The sequence below is a fragment of the Paraburkholderia eburnea genome, assembly GCF_002917095.1.
In the GTDB taxonomy this organism is placed as follows: Bacteria; Pseudomonadota; Gammaproteobacteria; order Burkholderiales; family Burkholderiaceae; genus Paraburkholderia; species Paraburkholderia eburnea.
In genome coordinates this window covers 96749-118360 of record NZ_PQGA01000005.1, presented here as the reverse complement: position 1 = coordinate 118360, position 21612 = coordinate 96749, and the positions used below count along the sequence as shown (strand labels likewise).

17 protein-coding genes are annotated in these 21612 nt (G+C 63.5%); 10 read left to right on the top strand and 7 right to left on the bottom strand.

From position 1 onward, the window contains the following. Window positions 1–3: 3 nt before the first annotated feature. A complete protein-coding gene (locus B0G62_RS12630; RefSeq protein WP_103704528.1) occupies window positions 4–3165 on the top strand; it encodes an efflux RND transporter permease subunit in 3162 nt (1053 codons plus the stop codon). A 4-nt stretch (window positions 3166–3169) separates the two neighbouring features. After that, window positions 3170–4609 (top strand): efflux transporter outer membrane subunit, encoded by a 1440-nt coding sequence (locus B0G62_RS12625; protein WP_244193213.1) that lies wholly within the window; start codon window positions 3170–3172, stop codon window positions 4607–4609. Between the two features lie 479 nt (window positions 4610–5088). Here B0G62_RS12625 and B0G62_RS12620 read toward each other — a convergent pair whose 3' ends face one another. The 4 genes from B0G62_RS12620 to B0G62_RS12605 all read right to left on the bottom strand — a co-directional run bounded on the left by B0G62_RS12620 (window position 5089) and on the right by B0G62_RS12605 (window position 8936). After that, entirely contained in the window at window positions 5089–5454 is a 366-nt protein-coding gene (locus tag B0G62_RS12620) for a hypothetical protein (protein ID WP_103704527.1), read from the bottom strand. Window positions 5455–5678: 224 nt separating this feature from the next. Next, complete coding sequence (locus B0G62_RS12615; protein WP_407671152.1) at window positions 5679–6212, bottom strand: ankyrin repeat domain-containing protein; 534 nt, start codon at window positions 6210–6212, stop codon at window positions 5679–5681. Between the two features lie 142 nt (window positions 6213–6354). After that, window positions 6355–7758: a short-chain fatty acid transporter gene (locus B0G62_RS12610; protein ID WP_103704525.1), complete on the bottom strand. Its 1404-nt coding sequence runs from the start codon at window positions 7756–7758 to the stop codon at window positions 6355–6357. A 482-nt stretch (window positions 7759–8240) separates the two neighbouring features. After that, entirely contained in the window at window positions 8241–8936 is a 696-nt protein-coding gene (locus B0G62_RS12605; protein ID WP_103704524.1) for an alpha/beta fold hydrolase, read from the bottom strand. Window positions 8937–9185: 249 nt separating this feature from the next. Between B0G62_RS12605 and hutC the strand changes: the two genes are divergently transcribed. From hutC to hutG, 6 genes are all read left to right on the top strand, one after another. Beyond that, window positions 9186–9926, top strand: coding sequence for a histidine utilization repressor (gene hutC / locus B0G62_RS12600; RefSeq protein ID WP_103704523.1), 741 nt, complete (start codon window positions 9186–9188; stop codon window positions 9924–9926). 219 nt (window positions 9927–10145) lie between these two features. Next, a complete protein-coding gene (hutU, locus tag B0G62_RS12595) occupies window positions 10146–11834 on the top strand; it encodes a urocanate hydratase (RefSeq protein WP_103704522.1) in 1689 nt (562 codons plus the stop codon). Next, entirely contained in the window at window positions 11831–12457 is a 627-nt protein-coding gene (locus B0G62_RS12590) for a HutD/Ves family protein (protein WP_103704521.1), read from the top strand. Before hutU ends, B0G62_RS12590 begins: the two co-directional genes overlap by 4 nt. Next, window positions 12454–13677, top strand: a complete 1224-nt coding sequence (hutI, locus tag B0G62_RS12585; protein ID WP_103704520.1) for an imidazolonepropionase — start codon at window positions 12454–12456, stop codon at window positions 13675–13677. The genes B0G62_RS12590 and hutI overlap by 4 nt, the downstream gene beginning before the upstream one ends. 22 nt (window positions 13678–13699) lie before the next feature. Further along, the gene (locus B0G62_RS12580) at window positions 13700–15100 is read left to right on the top strand and encodes a formimidoylglutamate deiminase (RefSeq protein ID WP_103704711.1); all 1401 of its coding nucleotides are present in this window, start codon (window positions 13700–13702) and stop codon (window positions 15098–15100) included. Between the two features lie 44 nt (window positions 15101–15144). Then, a complete protein-coding gene (gene hutG, locus B0G62_RS12575) occupies window positions 15145–15954 on the top strand; it encodes an N-formylglutamate deformylase (RefSeq protein WP_103704519.1) in 810 nt (269 codons plus the stop codon). Window positions 15955–16017: 63 nt separating this feature from the next. On the opposite strand, the gene B0G62_RS12570 is transcribed toward hutG, so the two are convergent. Next, window positions 16018–17037 carry a porin gene (locus B0G62_RS12570; RefSeq protein ID WP_103704518.1) on the bottom strand — a complete coding sequence of 340 codons (1020 nt, stop codon included), beginning with the start codon at window positions 17035–17037 and terminating at the stop codon, window positions 16018–16020. A 122-nt stretch (window positions 17038–17159) separates the two neighbouring features. Further along, window positions 17160–18545 carry a purine-cytosine permease family protein gene (locus tag B0G62_RS12565; protein ID WP_103704710.1) on the bottom strand — a complete coding sequence of 462 codons (1386 nt, stop codon included), beginning with the start codon at window positions 18543–18545 and terminating at the stop codon, window positions 17160–17162. Between the two features lie 166 nt (window positions 18546–18711). Here B0G62_RS12565 and B0G62_RS12560 point away from each other — a divergent pair, with 166 nt between their 5' ends. Together B0G62_RS12560 and B0G62_RS12555 are read left to right on the top strand one after the other, a co-directional pair. After that, window positions 18712–18915 (top strand): hypothetical protein, encoded by a 204-nt coding sequence (locus B0G62_RS12560; protein ID WP_103704517.1) that lies wholly within the window; start codon window positions 18712–18714, stop codon window positions 18913–18915. Between the two features lie 322 nt (window positions 18916–19237). Continuing rightward, a complete protein-coding gene (locus tag B0G62_RS12555) occupies window positions 19238–20509 on the top strand; it encodes a glycosyltransferase family 87 protein (protein ID WP_103704516.1) in 1272 nt (423 codons plus the stop codon). A 112-nt stretch (window positions 20510–20621) separates the two neighbouring features. Here the strand turns inward: B0G62_RS12555 and B0G62_RS12550 are convergent, their stop codons facing one another. Beyond that, entirely contained in the window at window positions 20622–21485 is an 864-nt protein-coding gene (locus B0G62_RS12550) for a LysR substrate-binding domain-containing protein (protein ID WP_103704515.1), read from the bottom strand. Window positions 21486–21612 lie beyond the last annotated feature (127 nt).

The window sequence follows — 21612 nt, the reverse complement described above, 5'->3', positions numbered from 1 at the left end:
GCGATGAAGTTCTCCCACTTCTTTATCGACCGGCCGATCTTCGCGTCGGTGCTGTCGATCATCCTCGTGGTCGCGGGCTTCGTGTCCTTGCTCAACCTGCCGATCGCGCAGTTTCCCGATATTTCGCCGCCGCAGATCACGGTGAGCGCCACCTATCCGGGCGCGAGCGCGGACATCGTTGCGCAGAACGTGGCCGCTCCTATCGAACAGCAGGTCAACGGCGCCGACAACATGATGTACATGAGCTCGTCGAGTTCCTCGACGGGCAACATGACGCTGACCGTGTATTTCAACATCGGCACGGACCCGTCGCTCGCCCAGGTGGACGTGCAGAACCGCGTGAATCTCGCGTTGCCCACGCTGCCCGATGCCGTTACGGCGCAGGGCGTGTCGGTGCAGAAGCGCTCGTCGGCGTTCATGATGGTGATTGCGATCTATTCGCCGGATAACGCCTACGACCAGTCCTACGTGGCGAACTACGCGAACGTCTATGTGCTCGACGCGCTCAAGCGCATTCCGGGCGCGAATCAGGCGAGCATCTTCGGCTCGGCCGACTACGCAATGCGCGTCTGGCTCAAGCCCGACCGCATGGCAAGACTGGGCATTACGGTCGCCGACGTGCAGAACGCCATCAGTGCGCAAAACCAGCAGTTCTCGGCGGGTCGATTAGGGCAGTCTCCAACCGATACCCCCGTGCAGCAGACCTTCCCGGTGGCCACGAAAGGGCGGCTCACCGAACCGTCCCAGTTCGACGACATCATTCTGCGCGCGGCGTCGGGCGATGCGGCCATCGTGCGCATCAAGGATATCGGCCACACCGAACTGGGTGCGAAGGACTATTCGCTGCGCGGCCGCTATAACGGCAAGACCGCCACGCTGATCGCCGTCTATCAGCAGCCGGGCGCCAATGCGCTGCAGGTGGCCAAACAGGTGCGTCAGACGCTCGATCAGTTGTCGAAGAACTTCCCGCCGGGCCTCAAATACGAGGTCGCGCTCGATACGACCGAGTTCGTGCGCGAGTCCATCGGCGAGGTCGTGCATACGCTGCGCGATGCGGTGATTCTCGTGATCATCGTGGTGTTCATCTTCCTGCAGAGCTTTCGGGCGACGCTCGTGCCGATTCTCGCGGTGCCGGTGTCGATCATCGGCGCGTTCATCGGCATGGAGGCGTTCGGCTTTTCGATCAACATGCTGACGCTGTTCGGCATGGTGCTGGCGATCGGTATCGTCGTGGACGATGCGATCGTCGTGATCGAAAACGTCGAACGCAATATGAGCGAGTTCAAGCTGCCGCCGCGCGAAGCCGCCAAGCGGGCGATGGACGAAGTGAGCGGGCCGGTTGTCGCGATCGTGCTCGTGCTGCTCGCGGTGTTTATTCCGGTGGCGTTTCTGTCGGGCATTACGGGGCAGCTCTACAAGCAGTTTGCCGTGACGATTGCCGTGTCGGTGGTGCTCTCGGGTATCGTCGCGCTTACGCTCTCGCCCGCGCTCGCCGCCATCCTGCTGAAACCGGGCGAGCAGAAGAAAAACCGCTTTTTCCGCTGGTTCAACGAGAAGTTCGAGAAGCTCACCGGCGGCTACGCAAGCTGGGTGCAGACCGCGATCCGCCGGGTAGTGCTGTCGATCGGCCTGATTGTCGTGATGATCGTCGCGACGGGCGTGCTCTTCAAGTCGATTCCCTCTTCGTTTCTGCCGGTGGAGGATCAGGGCTATCTGCTCGGCGCGGTCGTGATGCCCGATGCGGCCAGCCTCGACCGTACCGGCGATCTGTCGAAGAAGGCCGAGGACTGGTTCGCGAAGCAGCCCGCCGTGAGTTCGGTGGCGGCGCCTATCGGCTACAGCCTGATCGATTCGCAGTACAAGTCGAATGCGGGCACGCTCTTTATCACGCTCAAGGGTTTTGGCGAGCGCGGCAAGAACGGCTCGGCGCAAGACCTGATCCGCGATGCGTCGAAATATTTCTCGACCTTCAAGGAAGGCGCGGTGGTGCCGCTCAATCCGCCGTCGATTCCGGGTCTGGGTACGACGGGGGGCTTCGAGTTCTGGTTGCAGAGCACGGGCGAGGGCAACTATCAGCAACTGGAGCAAAAGGTTCGCGCGATGATCGCGAAGGCGCGTCAGAATCCGGCCTTGCGCAGCGTGAATTCGACCATCAACACGAGTTCGCGTCAGTTGCTGGTCGAGGTGGACCGTGAGCGCGCCGAAACCATGGGCGTGCCGGTTCAGGACGTCTATTCTGCACTGCAGACGATGTTCGGTTCATCCTATGTGAGCCAGTTCCCGAAGGGCAGCCGGCTGTTCCAGGTGATCGTGCAGGCCGAGCCGCAGTACCGCACGCGCCCCGACGACATCCAGCAGCTCTATGTGCGTAACCGCACGGGCGAGATGGTGCCGATCAAGGCCGTGGCGACGGTGCGCTTCGTGCCGGGCCCGGACATCGTCAACCGCTTCAACAACTTCCCGGCGGCCAAGATCACCGGCGATGCCGCGCCGGGCCATAGCTCGGGCGAGGCCATCGCGGCGATGGAGGAGATCGCGAAGGAGACGCTCGGCGACGGTTATAGCTATGAATGGAGCGGTCAGGCTTACGAAGAGAAGAAGGCGGGTTCCACGGCGGCGATGGTGTTCGCGTTCGCGCTGCTGATGGTGTTCCTGATTCTCGCGGCGCAGTACGAGAAGTGGTCGCTGCCGATCGGCGTGCTGCTCGCGGTGCCGTTCGCGCTGTTCGGCGCGCTGATCGGTATTCTCATCCGCGGCATGGAAGACGACGTGTACTTCCAGATCGGCTTGACGGTGCTGATCGCGCTCGCGGCCAAGAACGCCATTCTGATCTTCGAATTCGCGGTGGAAATGCGCGAGAAGGAAAACATGTCGCCGTACGACGCGGCGCTCGCCGCGGCCAAACTGCGTTTGCGGCCGATCATCATGACCTCGCTAGCGTTCATCCTGGGTTGCGTGCCGCTCGCGATCGCCAGCGGAGCGTCGGCGGCGAGCCGCCGCTCGCTCGGTACGGGCGTGATCTTCGGCATGCTCGGCGCCACGCTGATCGCGCTGTTCTTCATTCCGATGTTCTTCTGGGGTCTCGAAACCTTGTCGTCCCGCAAGAAGCCGAAGGCGGAAACACCTTTGTCGCCGCCGGCGGCGCCGCCCGCGCAGGAGGGTTGAAGCCATGAACCCGACACTCAAGCGTGTATGGCGTCCTACCTCGATCGCGATGGGCGTGCTGTGCCTCGCGGCCTGCGCGGTCGGGCCCGACTACCATCGGCCGACGGTCGAGACGCCTTCGACTTATCGTTACGCCTCGGCGAGCGGCGAGGTGGTCGATCCGTCGATCGACTGGTGGAAGCAGTTCAACGACCCCGTGCTCGACGATCTGATCGACAAGGCGCTCGCGCAAAACAAGGATCTGGGCATCGCGGCGGCGCGCGTCGAAGAGTTTTACGGTCGCTACGTCGTGACGCGCGCGGGTCTGTTCCCGCAGGTGAGTGCGAATTTCGGCGGCTCGCGCAGCCGCGGCGTGCCCGCGCCGGGCTATCCGCCGCTGGTCGGCAATCAGGTCCAATTGCAGGGCGTCGCGTCGTGGGAGCTCGATCTGTTCGGGCGGCTGCGGCGGTTGACCGAAGCCGCGCGCGCCGATTATCTTGGCACGCAGTGGGCGCAGCAGGCGACGCGCATTGCGCTGATCGCCAACGTGGCGAGCAGCTATCTGCAACTGCGCGATCTCGACAATCAACTGACGATTGCCGGCGAGACGCTCAAGAGCCGCGAAGCCTCCGTGGCGCTGTTCGAGGAGCGTTTCGCGGGCGGCGTGGTGTCGCAACTGCAATTGAGCCAGGCGAAGTCGGAGTACGAATCCGCGCAGGCGTCGGTCTTTTCGATCCAGCAGCAGATCGCGCAGCAGGAAGATGCGATTTCGCTGCTGCTCGGCCAGAATCCGGGGCCGATTCCGCGCGGCAAGGCCATCACGGAGCTCTCCGCGCCGACGATTCCGGCTGGCTTGCCGTCGACGTTGCTGGAGCGTCGGCCCGACATTCTTCAGGCGGAACAAACGCTGGTCGCGGCGAACGCATCGATTGGCGCGGCGCGCGCGCAGTATTTCCCGGATATCTCGCTCACGGGGCTATTCGGGGCCGCCAGCACGGCGCTTTCGGGGCTCTGGACCGGCCCCGCACGTGTCTGGTCGTTCGCGGGTTCGATCACGCAGCCGATTTTCGAGGGCGGCGCGATCGCAGGCTCCGTGCATGAGGCCGAGGCGCAGCATCAGGAAGCGCTCCTGAGCTACGAACAGACGATCCAGCAGGCTTTCGCCGATGTGGAGAACGCGCTGGTCGGCGTCGCGCGCACGCGCGATCAACTCGACGCCACGACGCGCCAGGTGGCGGCGCTCACACAGTATTCGTCGCTGTCGCGCGATCTGTACGAGGGCGGCTACACGAGCTACCTCGAAGTGCTGGACGCCGAGCGCAGTCTCTTTGCCGCGCAGATCCAGCAGTCGCAGCTGCAGGATCAGCAGCTTGCGCAGATCGTCAGCCTCTATAAGGCGCTCGGATACGGCTGGACGCCGAAAACGAGCGCCAACGCCGACGCCAAAACAGCGCCGCAATCGTAGCGCCAGGGCGCACGTGATCGCCTCGCGCCGCCGCAACGGGCGGCGCGAGGCGGCACGTCATCCCGAAGCGATTCGGAGTCAGGGAGCGTCGGACACCAGATAACGCAGCGATTGCGGCGCGGGCCGCGCCATTCGGGCGATCTGCTGTGGTTTGCGATCGGTGCGAGCGATTTTCTGCACCTGTTTGCTGGCGCTAGCGCCGGGTACGGCTGCGTTGTTTTGTGCCCATACGGATGCGCTGATCGAAGTAACGCACGCGCAGAGCGCGAGCGTCGCGAGTGCGGATACAAATGGGGATGGAGTCTTCGAGACCATGGGGAACGCTCCCGCCGATGCGCTGGCGGGAGCCAGCGCTGCGTTCCTGAGTATGGTCCGGCGATAGCGCCAGCGCCTCCATCATTTGATGGAGAAACGTGCGGCGGCTTGATGCGGGCAACGACGCCGGGGTGTTCAGCGTGCCGTCAATCAATCATTAATCATCAATCGGCGGGGCGGCGGTCGGCGAGCGCCTGCTCGCAATCCTTGAGCACTTGAAGCACCAGCTTGGCCTGGTAGTTGAGGTCGTCCGTGTCGAGAATTTCCTCGACGGCGTCGCGCGCCCACGTGGCGTCCACGAACCAGGCGTGCTGCTTGGCGATTTCCTGGGCGACGGCGGTGAGCCGCGCGATGGCGAGCCAGTCGGCCTCTCGCGCGTGGCGGTCAAGCCACTTGTGCGCCGCCTGCACGTGAAAGGCCGCATTAGGCCAGGATTCGTTGAGATAGTACGCTCCGAGGCTCCCGCAGGTGAGCCAGCAGAGCAATTCCACGCGGTCGCGCGGACTTAGATGGTGGCGTACATCACTCATGGCGACGCTCGCGAAGGGGACAGAGTTCGATTGACGGGCACTTGCGCGCTACGACTCCGGTAACCCAACAATATCACGGGTTACTCATGCTGTCAGAGCAAGTCACGTGCCGCATACGCGGGCCAACAGGTGTAGCGTCGCCTGGCAGCGGCGGGTATGCAAACCAGGACTGACACCAGGGCGGCCGATGAAGCCGGGGACGGTCAAAGGGATTTGACGGAGATTTAACCCGTCCTGCCGCTCGCATGAGCGAGCCGGGCTGCGGCGTCGGTGGCGCCCATGCCGTTGGCGACATCGAACGCCGTGTTGCCCGAGCCATCCTGAGCGCGCGGATTGGCACCGCGCGACAGCAACTGATCGACGATATCGACGCGGTTGAACATGGCCGCGATCATCAACGCCGTGCGTCCGTCGGGCGAAGCGCCTTCGACATTGGCGCCGTTGTCGAGCAGCGCGCTGATCACTTCCGCATAACCCTTGAAAGCCGCGCCCGCGAGCGGCGTCTGGCCGTTGTCGTTGCGCAGGTCGGGGTCGGCGCCATGCTGGATCAGCGCGCGCACCGCATTCGCGTGGCCGTGATAGCTCGCCAGCATCACGAGGCTATCGCCTTTTTCGTTGCGCAGATTGGGCGGCAGACCCCGGTCGATCAGCGTGGCGAGCGTGGCGGCCTCGCCACGGCGCGCCGTATCGAACACTTCGCGTGCGAAGTCGATGAGGCGCGGGTCGAGATCGTCGCTGGGCGGCAGATGTGCGGTCACGGCAGAGTCCTTGAGCGCGTTCGGGCGTTCACGCATTGTGGCCCAATTGCTCGGACGATGCGCGCTAATGCCGGAGCCATGAAAAACGGCGCGCGCGTCAAGGCACGCGGCGCCGTTCCGGTCGTGGCTCACGCCTGGCGGATCAGGGCACGAGCCAGAGCGCGAGCGCGTAAATCACCAGTGAGACCGCGAAGGTCACGGCGGTGTAACCCATCACGCGCTGGATGCGGATGCCCGCGATGGCGACGATCGGCACGGCCCAGAACGGTTGCAGCATGTTCGAGACGTTTTCGGCCATCGCCACGCCCATGGCGGTGCGCGGCACCGAAGCGTGCAGGCTCAGCGCGGCGGGCAGCACGAACGGCCCCTGCACGGCCCAGTGGCCGCCGGCGCTCGGCACCAGCAGCGTGATGATGAGCGAGCTCAGATAGCTCAGGATCGGCAGCGTGACGGGCGTGGCGATCGTCACGAACGCCTTGGCGATCATCGAGGCAAGGCCGGTGCCCTTCATGATGCCCATGATGCCGCCATAGACCGGGTACTGGAGCAGCATCGAACCGGTCTGGCGCGCGGCGCGGCGGATCGCGTTCGCGTAGGCGATCGGCGTGCGCTGCAGCGCGAGACCGATCAGCAGGAAGATCAGGATCGTCGTGTTGATGTCGAGATCGACGCCTTTTTCGCTCCAGTCCATCGCCAGATAGCCCGCGCCCAGCACGATCAGCAGCAGCGTGCCGAGCATCGACTGTTCGAGGCGCGTGGCGAACGACGGCGATTCGCCTTCACCGGCGCTCGCGCGCGCGTGCGGATCGTCGCTGGGGCCGCTGTCTTCGCTTTGCGCGCTCTGGTTGAAAGCCACCACGTCTTCGGCCTTCGGATGCATGCGGATGAAGATGAAGGTCATCACGACGACCACGAGCACCGTGGGCACGAACACAAACGGCGCGAACACCGTCTGCGCAAGCGGCACGACCTGGCCCGTGGCCTTCTCGACCAGATTCAGCGCATTGCCGTGCGACGCCTGGGAAAGCGCGATCGAGCTGGACAGGCCGCTATTGCAGATCGACCACGCCGAGTAGCTGCCCGCGACGAGCCACGCGAAATCCACCTTCACGCGCCGCGCGATTTCGCGCGAGAGCAGGGCGCCGACGATCAGGCCAAGCCCCCAGTTGAGCCACGCCGCGACGGCGACGACCGGAAACACCAGCAGCGCGGCGCGCGTTGGCGTCTGCGCATGGGCGGCGAGCGCGCGCAGGCCGCGTTGGACGATCGGCGCTTCGGCGATGGCGTAACCCGTCGCGAGAATCAGGATCATCTGCAACGCAAAGCCGAGAATGCCGAAGGTGCCCGTGTACCACGCGTCCAGCAGCGTCGGCACGTTGCCGTGCGGCGCGATGGCGAGCGCAAGCACGGCGACGAAGGCGGTGAGGCAGATCGACAGGACGAACGGATCGGGCATGACCCGCTCGAACACATAGACGAGGGCGGCGACCACGCCGCGCCCCTTGGCGGATTGCGCTTGCGCGCGGGGAGTGTTGTCTCTTTTCATGCTGTTATTGCTCACGCAGCGAGTGGCTGTTTGTAGCTGTTTCTAGCTATTTGCTGGCCGGTGCGGTCAGGATCGGCGTGCGTGTGCGGGCGGTCTGTCCCCAGGTGGCGCTCCTTCAGTGCACGAAGCGTCAAGCCCCGGCGCAGCGGGTTCGTATGCGCCTCACGCGTCGAACTGAAAAGTTGCGCGAGGCGGGCAGGCCCGTTCTTGTCGTTTGATGTTCTATATACGAACATCGTTTCGTTTATCGAACCGGCCAATAGTCGCCTTATGCGGTGTGAATGTCAAGCCGCCGAGGCGGCAAGCGCGTGCGCATACGGCGCTTTCACGACAGATCGGCGTGAATTCGCTGCGAATTGAATGCTGATTGAAAGAATTGAGTGCGCCTGTAGTGACTTATAGTGACTAAAAGCGACGCGTTTCCGATCGGAAAAGGCAGGCAGCGGTCCCGCGGCTGCGCGCGGGACCGTGAAAAGCAGAAATCAGGCGCTGGGGTTTTCGTCCTTGCCTTCGTCGTCCTCGTCATCCTCGTCGTCGTATTCGTCGTCTTCATCCTCGTAGGCGGCGTCGCTGCCCAGCAGGAATTCGTCGACGAGCGGTGCGAGCACGCGCGCATGCACATTCGCGAGGTCGTGGCCGCCGCCGTTCACCACGTCGAGTTCCGAATTCGGCAGCAATTCGAGCAGACGTTCGCCGACCGCGAGCGGGCTGACCGGATCTTCGTCGCCCCACAGCAGCATGACCGGCTGCTGGATATAGGCGAGTTCGCCCGTGAGGTCTTCGCGCAGCGTGAGGAACCAGTCCGGCAATTGCGGGTTTTTCGCGGCGAAATCGGCGCGCCAGTCCTGCGCGCCGAGCGCCTGGGTATCGAGGCCGCCCGAGGTCACGGCCAGCACGATGTGCGTGACGAGCGCCGTCTTGGCGAGCGCCGCGCGCAGCGCGATCACGCCGCCCATCGACTGGGCGATCAGCGCGGTCGGCTGGTCGATCTGCTGCACGATCTTGCGCACGAGGTCTTCGAAATTCTCGACCTCGGGATCGGCGGGTACGCCGCCGAAGCCCGGATACGCGGCGAAGCGGCGCGTGGCCGGATGCGCGAGCTGGTCCGCGAGCGGTTGCCAGAACGCCGGGTCGCCCGAGGCGCCGGGCAGGAAGAGGAGTTGGGTCGGTGCGTGCAAGATGGTTCGCCGGGAGCGCGCAGATTGGCGGGGCGCGGCGGGGCGCCGGAACCTGCGCGGGGTTGTGGGAATTCGGTTGTGAGTCGGGTGCGGCAAATTCAGCGGTCGATCTTAGCACGCTGTCAGCGCGCGGCCTCCGGGGCCTTGGTACGCAGGACGCCAGGTGGCGGACGGTACAATGTGCCGCGGCCAGCTTGGCCGCTTCGTTGCAGCTTTTCTGCGACGCCGCTTATTTCCCGATCGAAGACCATGCAAAAAAAGCCGGCCAAAGGTACGACAGGCACGACAGGTATAACAGGCACGCCGTTGCCCGCCTACGAACAGATCAAGCGTCACGTCCTCGCGCAAATCGAGAGCGGCGCGCTCAAGCCCGGCGATGTCGTGCCTTCCGAAACGGAGATGGTCAAGGAATTCGGCGTGGCGCGCATGACCGTGTCGCGCGCGCTGCGCGAGCTGATGGCCGAAGGCGTGCTGAACCGCGTGCGCGGCTCGGGCACGTATGTCGCGCCGCGCCAGTACGAATCGACGGTCCTGCAGATCCGCAATATCGCCGATGAAATCGCCGCGCGCGGTCATCGCTACGCGGCGCGCGTGCTGGCGCTCGAAGCGAGCGACGATGCCAACGCGATCGCCGCGCTCGAACTCGACGCGGGTCCCGTGTTCCATTCGCGCATCGTGCACAGCGAAGAGGGCGAGCCGATCCAGTACGAGGACCGCTACGTGAATCCCGATGTGTTTCCCGATTATCTGCAACAGGATTTCACGATCGAAACGCCGAATCACTACATGGTGCGTCTCGCCCCCATCCAGCGCGCGGAATTCCGCATCTACGCGCAGAAACCGGACGCGCGCGTGCGCCAGTATCTGGAAATGGAAATCGGCGAGCCGTGCCTGTTGCTGCTGCGGCGCACCTGGGTCGGCCGGCATGTGGCCACGTCCGTGCGCCTCTGGCATCCCGCTTCGCGCTTCCATCTGGCCGGCACGGTCTGATATTTCCCCTTCGCTTGTCTAGTCAATGAGCGCCGCCTTCGGCGCTCGATTCCCGCTCTAACGCCGCAATTACCCCGCGAAATCGCCAGGGTAACTACCTACGTTCGTTTTTTGAAAACGAGTTGTATATACAACTTAACGGCGATAGACTAGCTCTCACGTTGCCGCGACACCAAAGCAGCCCGGTCGCGCCAGAACTTCCATCCCGAGACGAACGCCATGAACCATCCCAACTTCACCGATCCCCGCCTCGACCCGTCCCGCACGATCCGCGCACCGCGCGGCAGCGAGAAGGTCTGCAAGACCTGGCTGGCCGAAGCCGCCTACCGCATGATCCAGAATAATCTGGACCCGGAAGTGGCCGAGCATCCGCACGCACTGGTCGTCTATGGCGGCATCGGGCGCGCCGCGCGCAACTGGGAATGCTTCGACCAGATCCTCGCATCGCTCAAGGATCTGGATGAGGACGAGACGCTGCTGATCCAGTCGGGCAAGCCGGTAGGCGTGTTCCGCACGCATGCGGATGCGCCGCGCGTGCTGCTCGCGAACTCCAACCTCGTGCCGCACTGGGCCACGTGGGAGCATTTCCACGAACTCGACCGCAAGGGCCTCATGATGTACGGCCAGATGACGGCGGGCAGCTGGATCTATATCGGCTCGCAGGGCATTGTTCAGGGCACCTACGAAACGTTCTTCTCGGTGGCCAACCAGCATTTCAACGGCGACCCGAAGGGCCGCTGGATTCTCACGGGCGGCCTCGGCGGCATGGGCGGCGCGCAGCCGCTGGCAGCAACGATGGCAGGCTTCTCGATGATCGCCGTCGAATGCGACGAGACGCGCATCGACTTCCGCCTCAAGACGCGCTACGTGGACCGTAAGGCGAAGACGATCGACGAAGCGCTCGCCATCGTCGAAGAAGCGAAGCAAACCGGCAAGCCGGTTTCGGTGGGTCTGCTGGGCAATGCGGCGGACGTGTTCGCTGAATTCGTGACGCGCGGCGTGACGCCTGACTGCGTGACCGACCAGACCAGCGCGCACGATCCGATCAATGGTTACCTGCCGCAAGGCTGGAGCGTCGAGCAATGGCGCGAGGCGCAAAAGGTTGCGCCCGAAACCATCGTCAAGGTGGCGAAGCAATCGATGGCCAACCAGGTCAAGGCGATGCTCACGCTGCAGGAGCGCGGCGCGGCCACGCTCGACTACGGCAACAACATCCGCCAGATGGCGCTGGAAATGGGCGTCGAAAACGCCTTCGATTTCCCGGGCTTCGTGCCGGCGTATATCCGTCCGCTGTTCTGCGAGGGCAAGGGGCCGTTCCGCTGGGTCGCGCTGTCGGGCGATCCTGAGGATATCTACAAGACCGATGCGAAGGTCAAGGAACTGATTCCGGACGATCCGCACCTGCACAACTGGCTCGACATGGCGCGCGAACGCATCGCGTTCCAGGGTCTGCCGGCGCGTATCTGCTGGGTTGGCGTGAAGGATCGCTATCGTCTTGGTCAGGCGTTCAACGAAATGGTCAAGAACGGCGAACTGAAAGCGCCGATCGTGATTGGCCGCGATCACCTGGACACCGGCTCGGTCGCCAGCCCGAACCGCGAAACCGAATCGATGAAGGACGGCTCGGACGCCGTGAGCGACTGGCCGCTGCTCAACGCGCTGCTCAACACGGCAGGCGGCGCATCGTGGGTCTCGCTGCACCACGGCGGCGGCGTCGGCATGGGCTTCTCGCAGCACTCGGGCGTCGTGATCGTCGCCGATGGCACGCAGGCCGCACATGAGCGTCTGGGCCGCGTGTTGCACAACGATCCGGCCACGGGCGTGATGCGTCACGCGGATGCCGGCTACGAACTCGCGCAGCAGACCGCACGTGAAGCGGGCCTCAAGCTGCCGATGCTGGGCCGATGAGCCACACGCCCGCACAGCACGTCGAAGGCGCTGCGCGGCTCACGCTGCTGCGCGGCGCGGACCTGGTGGCGTCGCCGTGGAAAAACGGCGGCGGCATCACGCGCGAGATCGCGCTGGGCGGCTCGCCCGAGGCGTTCGCGTGGCGCGTGAGCGTCGCCGACGTCGCGCAGGCCGGGCCGTTTTCGCGCTTCGAGGGCGTGGCGCGCACGCTCGTGCTGCTCGACGGCGCGGGTATGGTGCTCGACCAGACGGGCGCCGCTGCGCGCGCGCACACGCTCGCAAAGCCGCTTGACGTAGTGCATTTCGACGGCGAGGCGCCGATTTCAGCGCGCCTCATCGACGGCCCTACGCGCGACTTCAATCTGATGGTGCGCCGTGATGTTGCGCGTGCAACGTTCGAAATCTGGCGTGAATCGACGTCGCGTGACGTGCAAGGGGAAACGGCGCTGCTCTATTGCGCGAGCGGCACGGCGAATGTGCGCGTGAACGGCGGCGAGCCTGTCGCGCTGGCGACCGGCGACACGTTGCGCATCGATACTACGGACAAGGCACGCAGCGTGCGAATCGAGACGCAAGGCGATGGCGCGTTGCTCGCGATCGCACTGGAGTCCATCAAGCCATGAACCAGACAGTCTGGCATCACCTGAATCTGTGCGCGCAGGGCGACCCGCGCGACATCATCGACAACGCGGCGATCGCCGTCGAAAACGGCACGATCGCGTGGATGGGCGCGGCAGCGGCGCTGCCGCCGCAATTCGCGCAATGGCCGCGTGAGGATCTGCAGGGCGCGTGGGTGACGCCCGGTCTCGTCGATTGCCATACGCATCTCGTGTACGGCGGCCAGCGCGCGGACGAATTCGCGCAACGCCTCGCAGGTGTGAGTTATGAAGAGATCGCGCGCAACGGCGGCGGCATCGTCTCGACCGTGCGTGCGACGCGCGCGGCTAGCGAGGCGTCGCTGTTCGCGCAGTCGGCGGCGCGTCTCGAACCGTTGCTCGCGGAAGGCGTGACCGCCGTGGAGATCAAATCGGGTTACGGCCTCGAACTCGAAGCGGAGCGCAAGATGCTGCGCGTCGCGCGGCAACTGGGCGAACGCTATCCGGTCACGGTGCGTACGACCTTTCTCGGCGCGCACGCCCTGCCGCCGGAGTACGCGGGCCGCGCCGATGCTTATGTCGACGAAGTGTGCGAGCGAATGCTGCCCGCGCTGGCGGATGAAGGCCTCGTGGATGCGGTCGACGTGTTCTGCGAGCGCATCGGCTTCACGCTTGCGCAGAGCGAGCGAGTATTCGAGGCCGCCGCGCGCCGTAATCTGCCGGTCAAGATGCACGCCGAGCAGCTCTCGAATAGCGGCGGCGCGGCGCTGGCTGCGCGCTACGGCGCGCTGTCGTCGGACCACCTCGAATTTCTCGACGAAGCTGGTGTGGCCGCGATGAAAGAGGCCGGCAGCGTCGCCGTGCTGCTGCCAGGCGCGTATTACTTTATCCGCGAGACGCAGTTGCCGCCGCTCGATCTGCTGCGCCACTACGAAGTGCCGATTGCGATTTCGACGGACAGCAATCCGGGCACGTCGCCGGCCACGTCGCTCCTGCTCATGTTGAACATGGCGACCACGCTGTTCCGCATGACCGTGCCCGAAGTGCTGCAAGGCGTGACGCAGCACGCGGCGCGAGCATTCGGCGACCCGGAGCGCCACGGTACGCTGGCCGTGGGCCGTCCCGCCGATTTCGCGGTGTGGCAGGTGCAGTCGCTTGCCGAACTCGCCTACTGGATAGGCCGCCCGTTGTGCACGCGCGTCGTGCGCGGCGGCAAGACCGTCTTCGATCGCCCCCTCGCCCCTTGATCGCATGAATCACGTCACGAACATGAATGCTTCTTCCCGCGCGCTGTTCGCGGCGCAGGCCTGGTTGCCGCAAGGCTGGCGGCGCAATGTGCTGCTCGAATGGGACAGCGCGGGCACGCTGCTGCGCGTGCAGTCCGACCTTGAAGCCGCGCCTGCTGGCGTGGCACACGCGTCGGGTCCGGTATTGCCTGGTATGCCTAACCTTCATTCCCATGCCTTCCAGCGTGCGATGGCGGGCCTGACAGAGTATCGTGCCAATCCCACCGACAGCTTCTGGAGCTGGCGCGACCTGATGTACCGCTTCGCCGCGCGCATCACGCCCGACGATCTGGGCGCCGTCGCGCGCTGGCTCTATGTGGAAATGCTGAAGGCGGGGTATACCTCGGTCTGCGAATTCCATTACGTGCATCACGCGCACGACGGACAGCGTTACGCCAATGCGGCGGAACTCGCGCAACGCGTGGTCGATGCCGCGAGCGAAACGGGGGTCGGCATGACGATGCTGCCCGTGCTCTATCAGTACAGCGGCTTCGGCGCGCGCGCGCCGCGTGACGACCAGCGCCGCTTCATCAACACGCCCGAGCAATTGCTGGGCATCGTGGCGTCGCTGCGCGGCGCGCGGCCCGAGCATGGCGCATTGCGTTATGGCGTGGCGCCGCATTCGCTGCGCGCGGTGTCGGAAGCGTCGCTGCGATCGCTGTTCGGCGGGCTCGACGCGATGTCGCCGGGTGCGCCCGTGCACATCCATATCGCCGAACAGACCGCCGAAGTCGAGGCGTGTATCGAGACCGAAGGCGCGCGCCCGGTGCAGTGGCTGCTCGATCGTTTCGACGTGGATGCGCGCTGGTGCCTTGTCCATGCCACGCACGTCGATGATCAGGAAACCCAGGCGCTTGCGCGCAGCGGCGCGGTGGCAGGCCTGTGCCTCACCACCGAGGCGAATCTTGGCGATGGCATTTTCCCGGCGCATGACTATCTCGCGGCCAGTGGCGCATTTGGCGTAGGTTCGGACAGTCATATCGGCGTGGACTGGCGTGCGGAATTGCGCCTGCTCGAATATGGCCAGCGTCTCGTGCGCCGCGAGCGCAACGTGCTGGCCGCGCCGCAGCAGGCGAGCGTGGCCGACTGCTTGTTCGGCGCTGCGCTGGCGGGCGGCGCAAGGGCGACCGGGCGCAACGTAGGTGCGCTCGAAGCCGGCGCGCGAGCCGACTGGATCGTGCTCGATCCGCAGCATCCCGATCTTGCGGAAAAGACGCCGCAAAGCTGGCTTTCCTCGGTTGTGTTTTGCGAGCACGGCGAAACGCCGGTGCTCGACGTCTACACGGGCGGGGAAAAGGTCGTGGAAGGCCGCCGCCATCGCGACGAAACGCGTTTGTACGCGGACTATCGCGCGGCGTTGACGCGTTTGCTGGCGGCTGGCTGAAATCGCGCGCACGACCGGGCGAACAACAACGAACGGACCGACTCATGACTGATCTCTACACCCTCGAGCGCGGCGATGCGCCGCTGCTCGTTTCGATTCCGCACCTCGGCACGGGAATTCCCGAGGCGTTGCGCGGCCAGTACACCGATGTCGCACTGACGGTCGCCGATACCGACTGGCATCTCGATCGCCTCTATGCCTTTGCAAAGTCGCTGGGCGCGACGATTCTGGGCGCGCGTGTTTCGCGCTACGTGATCGACCTGAACCGGCCACCCAACGACGAAAGCCTCTATCCTGGCCAGACGACCACCTCGCTGTGCCCGACGGAAACGTTTCGCGGTGAGCCGATCTATCGCGAAGGCTGTGCGCCCGACGCGGCGGAGCGTCAGCGCCGAGTCGAAACGTATTGGCAGCCGTACCACCAGACGCTGCACGCGGAGTTGCAACGTCTGCGCAGCCGCCACGCCAATGTGCTGTTATGGGAAGCGCATTCGATTGCAAGCGTGCTGCCGCGACTGTTCGACGACAAACTGCCTGATCTGAATCTCGGCACGCAAGAGGGGCGCACGACACATGCATCGGTGCAAGCCCAGGCCGAGCAGGCAGCAGCCGACAGCACCTACACGTGGGTAGCGAACGGGCGTTTCAAGGGCGGCTATATCACGCGCCATTTTGGCGCGCCGCAAGACGGCGTGCACGCCATTCAGCTCGAAATGTGCCAGTCGACCTATATGGACGAACATGCGCCTTTTGACTATGTGCCGGCGCTGGCCGACCGTGTTGAGCCGGTGTTGCGCAAGATGGTGGGCGGCGCGCTGGATGCGATTCGTGCGCTCAACGCTGCGTCATCCTGAGTATTGAAGTTATAAGCAATCCGAATCAAAAGGCTCTGGATTAAACATCCAGAGCCTTTTTCGTTAGAAGCGATGGACGATGCCGATCTGCACGCCGCGCGCGTTGGCGCCCGGATAAGCGAGCGGCAGGCCTGCATTGGCGGCGCCTGCGAGCGTGTAGGCCGCCTCGTTGCGGTTGCGCAGGAAGGACAGCGCGCCGTAAAGATTCGTCGTTTTGGAGAGATCGTATTCGTACATCAGACCCAACTGGTCGGCGTTGTTGCCTTGCGAAGTACGGTCGCGCAGCATGGCGTAGCCGAACGCGAGCGTGTTGGTCGCGTTGAATTGATATTTGGCCGACAGCCCCGTTGTATAGGCGTTGAGCGCGAGATCGGGCCACTTCATGTCCGAGTAGCCGCCAAACAGCGTCGCACGGCCGATCGCATACGAAACGCCGGCCATGATCGTGCGATTGGTCGCGCTGCCATCGCTGTCCTTGAGCCATTGGCCGGCCACGAACGCGTTAAATGGGCCGTGTTCGTAGGTCACGTCGAATTGCTGGCTAGAGCCAGCCGCGCGCAATCCGCCTGCATTGCCGAAGCCCAGATACACGCCGGCCTGCAAGCCGGCGAACTCGGGCGTCACATAGGACACGGTGTTGCTGGTACGGAAGGAGAACACCGTGAGGTTGTCCATGCCCGAGGCCTGGGTGACGCCGCCGAACGCATCCTGAGTCCCCTGGTCGTTGAACAGCGGAGAATTCTGCCGGCCGACGCGGACTTCGCCCCAGTTGCCCGAAAGGCCAACCCAGGCCTGGCGGTCGAACAGGGAACCACTTGTGGCGAGCGTCCCGTCGGTTGGATTGAAGCCGTTCTCCAGCACGAACGAGAGCGTCTGGCCGCTGCCCAGATCTTCCTTGCCCTTCAGGCCGAAGCGGCTGCCCCATTGGCCGCTGGAGCCGAGCGCGGCGGTGTAGCCGTTGCCGGTGTTGACGTATTGCGCGAACTCGTCAATCAGACCGTAGAACGTGACGCCGTCTTGAGCATGAGCGGTTTGCGTCAAAAGAGCGAGGGCGGCGGTACTCAGGGTGACAGTCTTTTTCATTATCAGTACAACTATTGATTGGAAAGAAAAGAATGAGCGCGCGGATCGTTAGACCCGCGCGGTTGGACAGCAAGAGGGAACGGAAGGAAGGGCGCCTGAGGGTGCCTGAGGGCGCCGGAGCGTCAATCGTGCTCGACGGGCAGAATCAGGTGATCCGGCATGGTTTGCGGCGCGCGGCGCATCGTGACGTAGTAGATCACGCCGGGGACGATGAGGCCGAGAATCCACGAGATATCGGTGCCGCCCAAAGCATCGACAAAGGGGCCCGTATAAAAACTCGTGGAAATGAACGGCATCTGCACGAGCACGCCAAGCACGTAGATGCCGATTGCTTTCCCGTTCCAGCGGCCATAACGGCCATTGGGATCGGAAAGCGCGGGCACGTCATAGCGCGATTGCGTGAAGCAGTAGTAATCGACGAGATTGATCGCGCTCCACGGCGTGAAAAACGCCAGTAAAAACAGGATGAATGCCGTGAATTCCTTAAGGAAGGAATGACGCCCGGCAAGTGCGACGAGCGTCGACAGTCCCACCATGCCGATGATGTAGATGAAGCGGTGCTGCGTGGAGATCGCGCGCTTCGCACGAAACGCGCTGACGACCGTGGCCATCGACATGAAGCTGCCGTAAGCATTGAGCGTGGTGACGGTAAGCTTGCCGAAGGCGATGCTGAAGTAAAGCATGGCCGCTACCGCGCCGCTCGCGCCCAGGCCGACGATATAAGCCACTTCGTGATGGGCGAATTCATGCCCGGCGAGCGCGGCGGCGAACACGCCGAACACCATCGCCGCCTGCGCGCCAATCACCGAGCCGAGTCCCACCGCGAGAAACGTTTTGGCGGGCGAGGTCGAGCGCGGCAGATAGCGCGAGTAATCGGCGACATAGGGACCAAATGCGATCTGCCACGACGCCGAGAGCGACATGGAGAGCAGGAAACTCGGCGTCGTGAAGTGCCGGTTGGCGAGCAGCGCGCCGATATCGTGATGCGCGAACAGTTGCGCAAACATGTAGCAGAACGCCAGCACGCCGACCACGCTGGCGATGCGGCCCACAAAGTGAATCGAGCGATAGCCGAGAATCGTCAGAACAACGATCAGCACGGCGAACAGACAGATGCCGGTCGTATCGGAAATCGACAGCAATTGTGCTGTCGCCTGGCCCGCGAGCACCGTGCCGCTTGCCGAAAAACCCACGTACATGAGGCAGACGAGCGCGATGGGAATGGCGGCGCCATAGACCCCGAACTGCACGCGGCTGGAGATCATCTGCGGCAGGCCGAGTTGCGGGCCTTGCGCACCGTGCAGCGCCATGACCGCGCCGCCAATAAGTTGTCCAATCAATAGCGCGATGAGCGACCAGAACACGTCGCCGCCGAGGACAACGGCGAGCGCGCCGGTGATGATCGCGGTGACCTGCAGATTCGCGGAGAGCCAGAGCGTGAACTGGCTGAAGAGGCTGCCGTGGCGTTCCGCATCGGGAATATAGTCGATCGAGCGGGATTCCAGCAGCTTGCGGCCTTCCGGCTCAAGCTTGACAAGGGATTCAGGAATGGCCACGAGCTGCTCCGAGAGATAAAAAGGGACATGGCGCCCGTGCAGACAAGCGCCGAGATTCTTGGATCATGTTGTATAGACAACTTATGCGAAATAGGGGATTACCCGTGAGCACGACAGCATGCAGGTCGCATTTCTCGATTCTCACGTGGCTTTGCTGCTAGCGGCCGATAATTGCGCCGCTCAGATCGGGCTTTCGCTTGCTTGGACCGCCGATGCCTGGGCCGAAATCGATCTCGTCTGGAACGACGATCAACACAATCCCGCGGTGGATCGCTTTAGAGATTTTGTGCTCACACGCTTTGCGACGGCAGTGCAAAAGTAAGTTTCGAGGTTCGCAGGCAAGTTCCGGCATGTGCCTTACACGACGCAGAATCGTCATGCGCGGAAATGATCGCCTAAACTTGGCCATCGACATTGATAGTCGAGACGCTGGTATGTGCGCTGTTTCAGGGTAAGCGATCGGTTAGCAACGCCTGCCCATGCAGCGGATCGCGAGACTTGACATGTGTTGACACCGTGTAAGATAGGTAATTGGCTTTATTGGTTGCCCAGGCCATGCGCCGCTCGCCTTGGATTTTGCGTCTTCTCTCAAGATCATGTGGAGAGAACACGGCCGGAGCAACTCATTCCTGTAATAGCGGGACATGCTTTATTGGTCGCTACTGGATAGCCAAAAAATAATATTCGAACAAGCGGGGGGGCTGGCGGTGGACACTACAACAACCGGTATTCGAAGCGTGCCTTGCTGGTTGACCAAACAGCGAGTCGCCTTCTATAGCTCATGCGTATTGATCGTCGAATTGGGCTATCTGGCGCTGCGGTTTGTGGGCGCCTACGTGCTCAACCTTCCGGACTTCGTCGCGCTTGGCTGGGACCATGCCGTCTTCTGGGTTGCATCGCGTCTAGCCATCGAGGGCCCCGCCGCCAATGCTTATGACGCGAGGCTGACCGAACCTGTCGTGAGCGTGCTGCAGCACTTCGTACTGCACAGACCCTTTCCCACGCCATGGATCTACCCGCCGACATTCCTCGTCGTCGTGCTCTGGCTGGCGCTTTTTCCTTTTCCGCTTTCCTATGCGATCTGGACGGCCATCGGCGTGGCGTTTTCGGGCTTTGCATTGGGCCGCATCCTCAGGCCGTCTTCTTTGGCCTGGTGGCTGCCAGTGCTCGCATTTCCGGCGCTGTGGATCGACTTGATGGCAGGCCAAAATTCGCTGTTCACCATGGGGTTGGCCGCACTCGCTTTCGTCCTGCTCGACCGGAGGCCCACGTTGGCGGGTGTGTGCATCGGGCTACTGGCCATAAAGCCTCAACTGGGTATTGTCTTTCCAGTCGTCCTTCTGGTCGGGCGTCGATGGCGCGTATTCTCCGTGGCGCTGATCACTGTCTCGATCTTCTGTGCAGTCGCGGGCGTTGTGTTTGGCTTCGGTATCTTCGGCACATTTCTCTCCGTCCTGCCGGCGTTCCGGAAACTGGTAGTCAACGCAAACTGGCCCGGTGGCTTGCCGACCTGGTTTGGGTTCGCCAGAAGCGTTGGCCTGAGCCCATCTGCTGCATATCTTGTCCACGCGATCATGGGAGTGCCATCGCTGGCGCTCGCCGTGTTTCTTTTTGCGTCGAGATCCCGGGCGGCGTTGCGTTCGGCCGCTGTGGCGCTGGCCACGTTGGTGTGTCAGCCCTACCTGCTTGGCTACGATCTCGTCTGGCTGGCGTTACCGATCGCATTCCTGATCGTCGATGGACAGCAACACGGCTGGCTCAAGTATGAAGTGCCCGTGCTTGTGGCTGTCTGGCTCGCGCCGCTTGGCTTGTTCTTCCCACAGCTTCATTTTGGGCTGTGCATGCCGCCGATCATGGCGCTGCTCACCCTCGTCCTGATACGGCGCGCAGGCTCACGACGTGGCGCAACGGATTGAAGCGGATGTCCGGAAACAGCGAGCAGAGTCGGAGCGTCCCGTGACGCCGTTCGCGCAGAGACTGGCGTCAGCACGCGAATGCCCGCGGCCTTTGTGCGAGTGCGTGCGCGCATCATTCGCGCAGCATCTGTGCAAGCGTATTGAAGAGGACCGTGCGCCGGTTCGACTTACGATGAATCATGCCGACCGTTCGCAGAAACGGTGGCCGATTTAATTCGACGAGCTTCAGATTCGGATCGTCGCGCCAATTTCCGTTGTGAAGCACGGGCAGCACGCTCACGCCGACGTCGTTGCGCACGAGCGAGACGATCGTTTCGATCGAGTTGAGTTCGAGATATTCCTGCGGCTTGATGCCGAGCATACGCAGCGCCTCATCGATCACGGCGCCGGTGGGCACGCGCCGATCGAAGCGCAGGAAGTTGCGCTCGCGCAGGATGCGCCGCGCGTCGTTGCCTTTCGTCGCGCGGCTCGTTACGAGCATGAGCGGCTCTTCGTAGAGCGGCGTCCACGCGAGCGATTCGTGCAGCGCGCCGTCCGCATTGCCGACCACCACGGCGACATCGACTTCGCCCGTCTGCACCATCTCGGCGAGTTCGGCGGAGCGGGCGGAGGTCAGACGCACTTCCAGTTCGGGATGGCCGGTCTTGAGGTGCGCGACGGCCAGCGATAGCGCGCCGATCACGGACACCACCGCGCCGATGATGACCGAGCCTTGCAAGGTGTCGTCGGCGCTGGCCGGCAGTTCGTCGATCAGTTCGAGAATGCGCTCGACCTTCGCGCAGATTTCCTCTCCTTCACGCGTGAACGCCACCTGACGCGCACGGCGATCGAACAACTGGCGTTCCAGCGCTTCTTCGAGTCCGCGCATCTGCAGGCTGACGGCCGCCTGCGTGAGCGCAGTGTTTTGCGCCGCGAGGGCAAACGAGCCGCTACGCGCGACGGCCCGCAAGGTGCGCAGCATTCGCAGGGAGAGCATGGGAGAAAAATTTAAGTATCGAAAACAAAATATTAATGTTTTTTTGCGTCGGCCTTCAAGATAATCGCTATGTTGACCTGACCGACGCGCCTGCCTGGCGGCTATTTCGTGCTTACCTCGCGCGGCG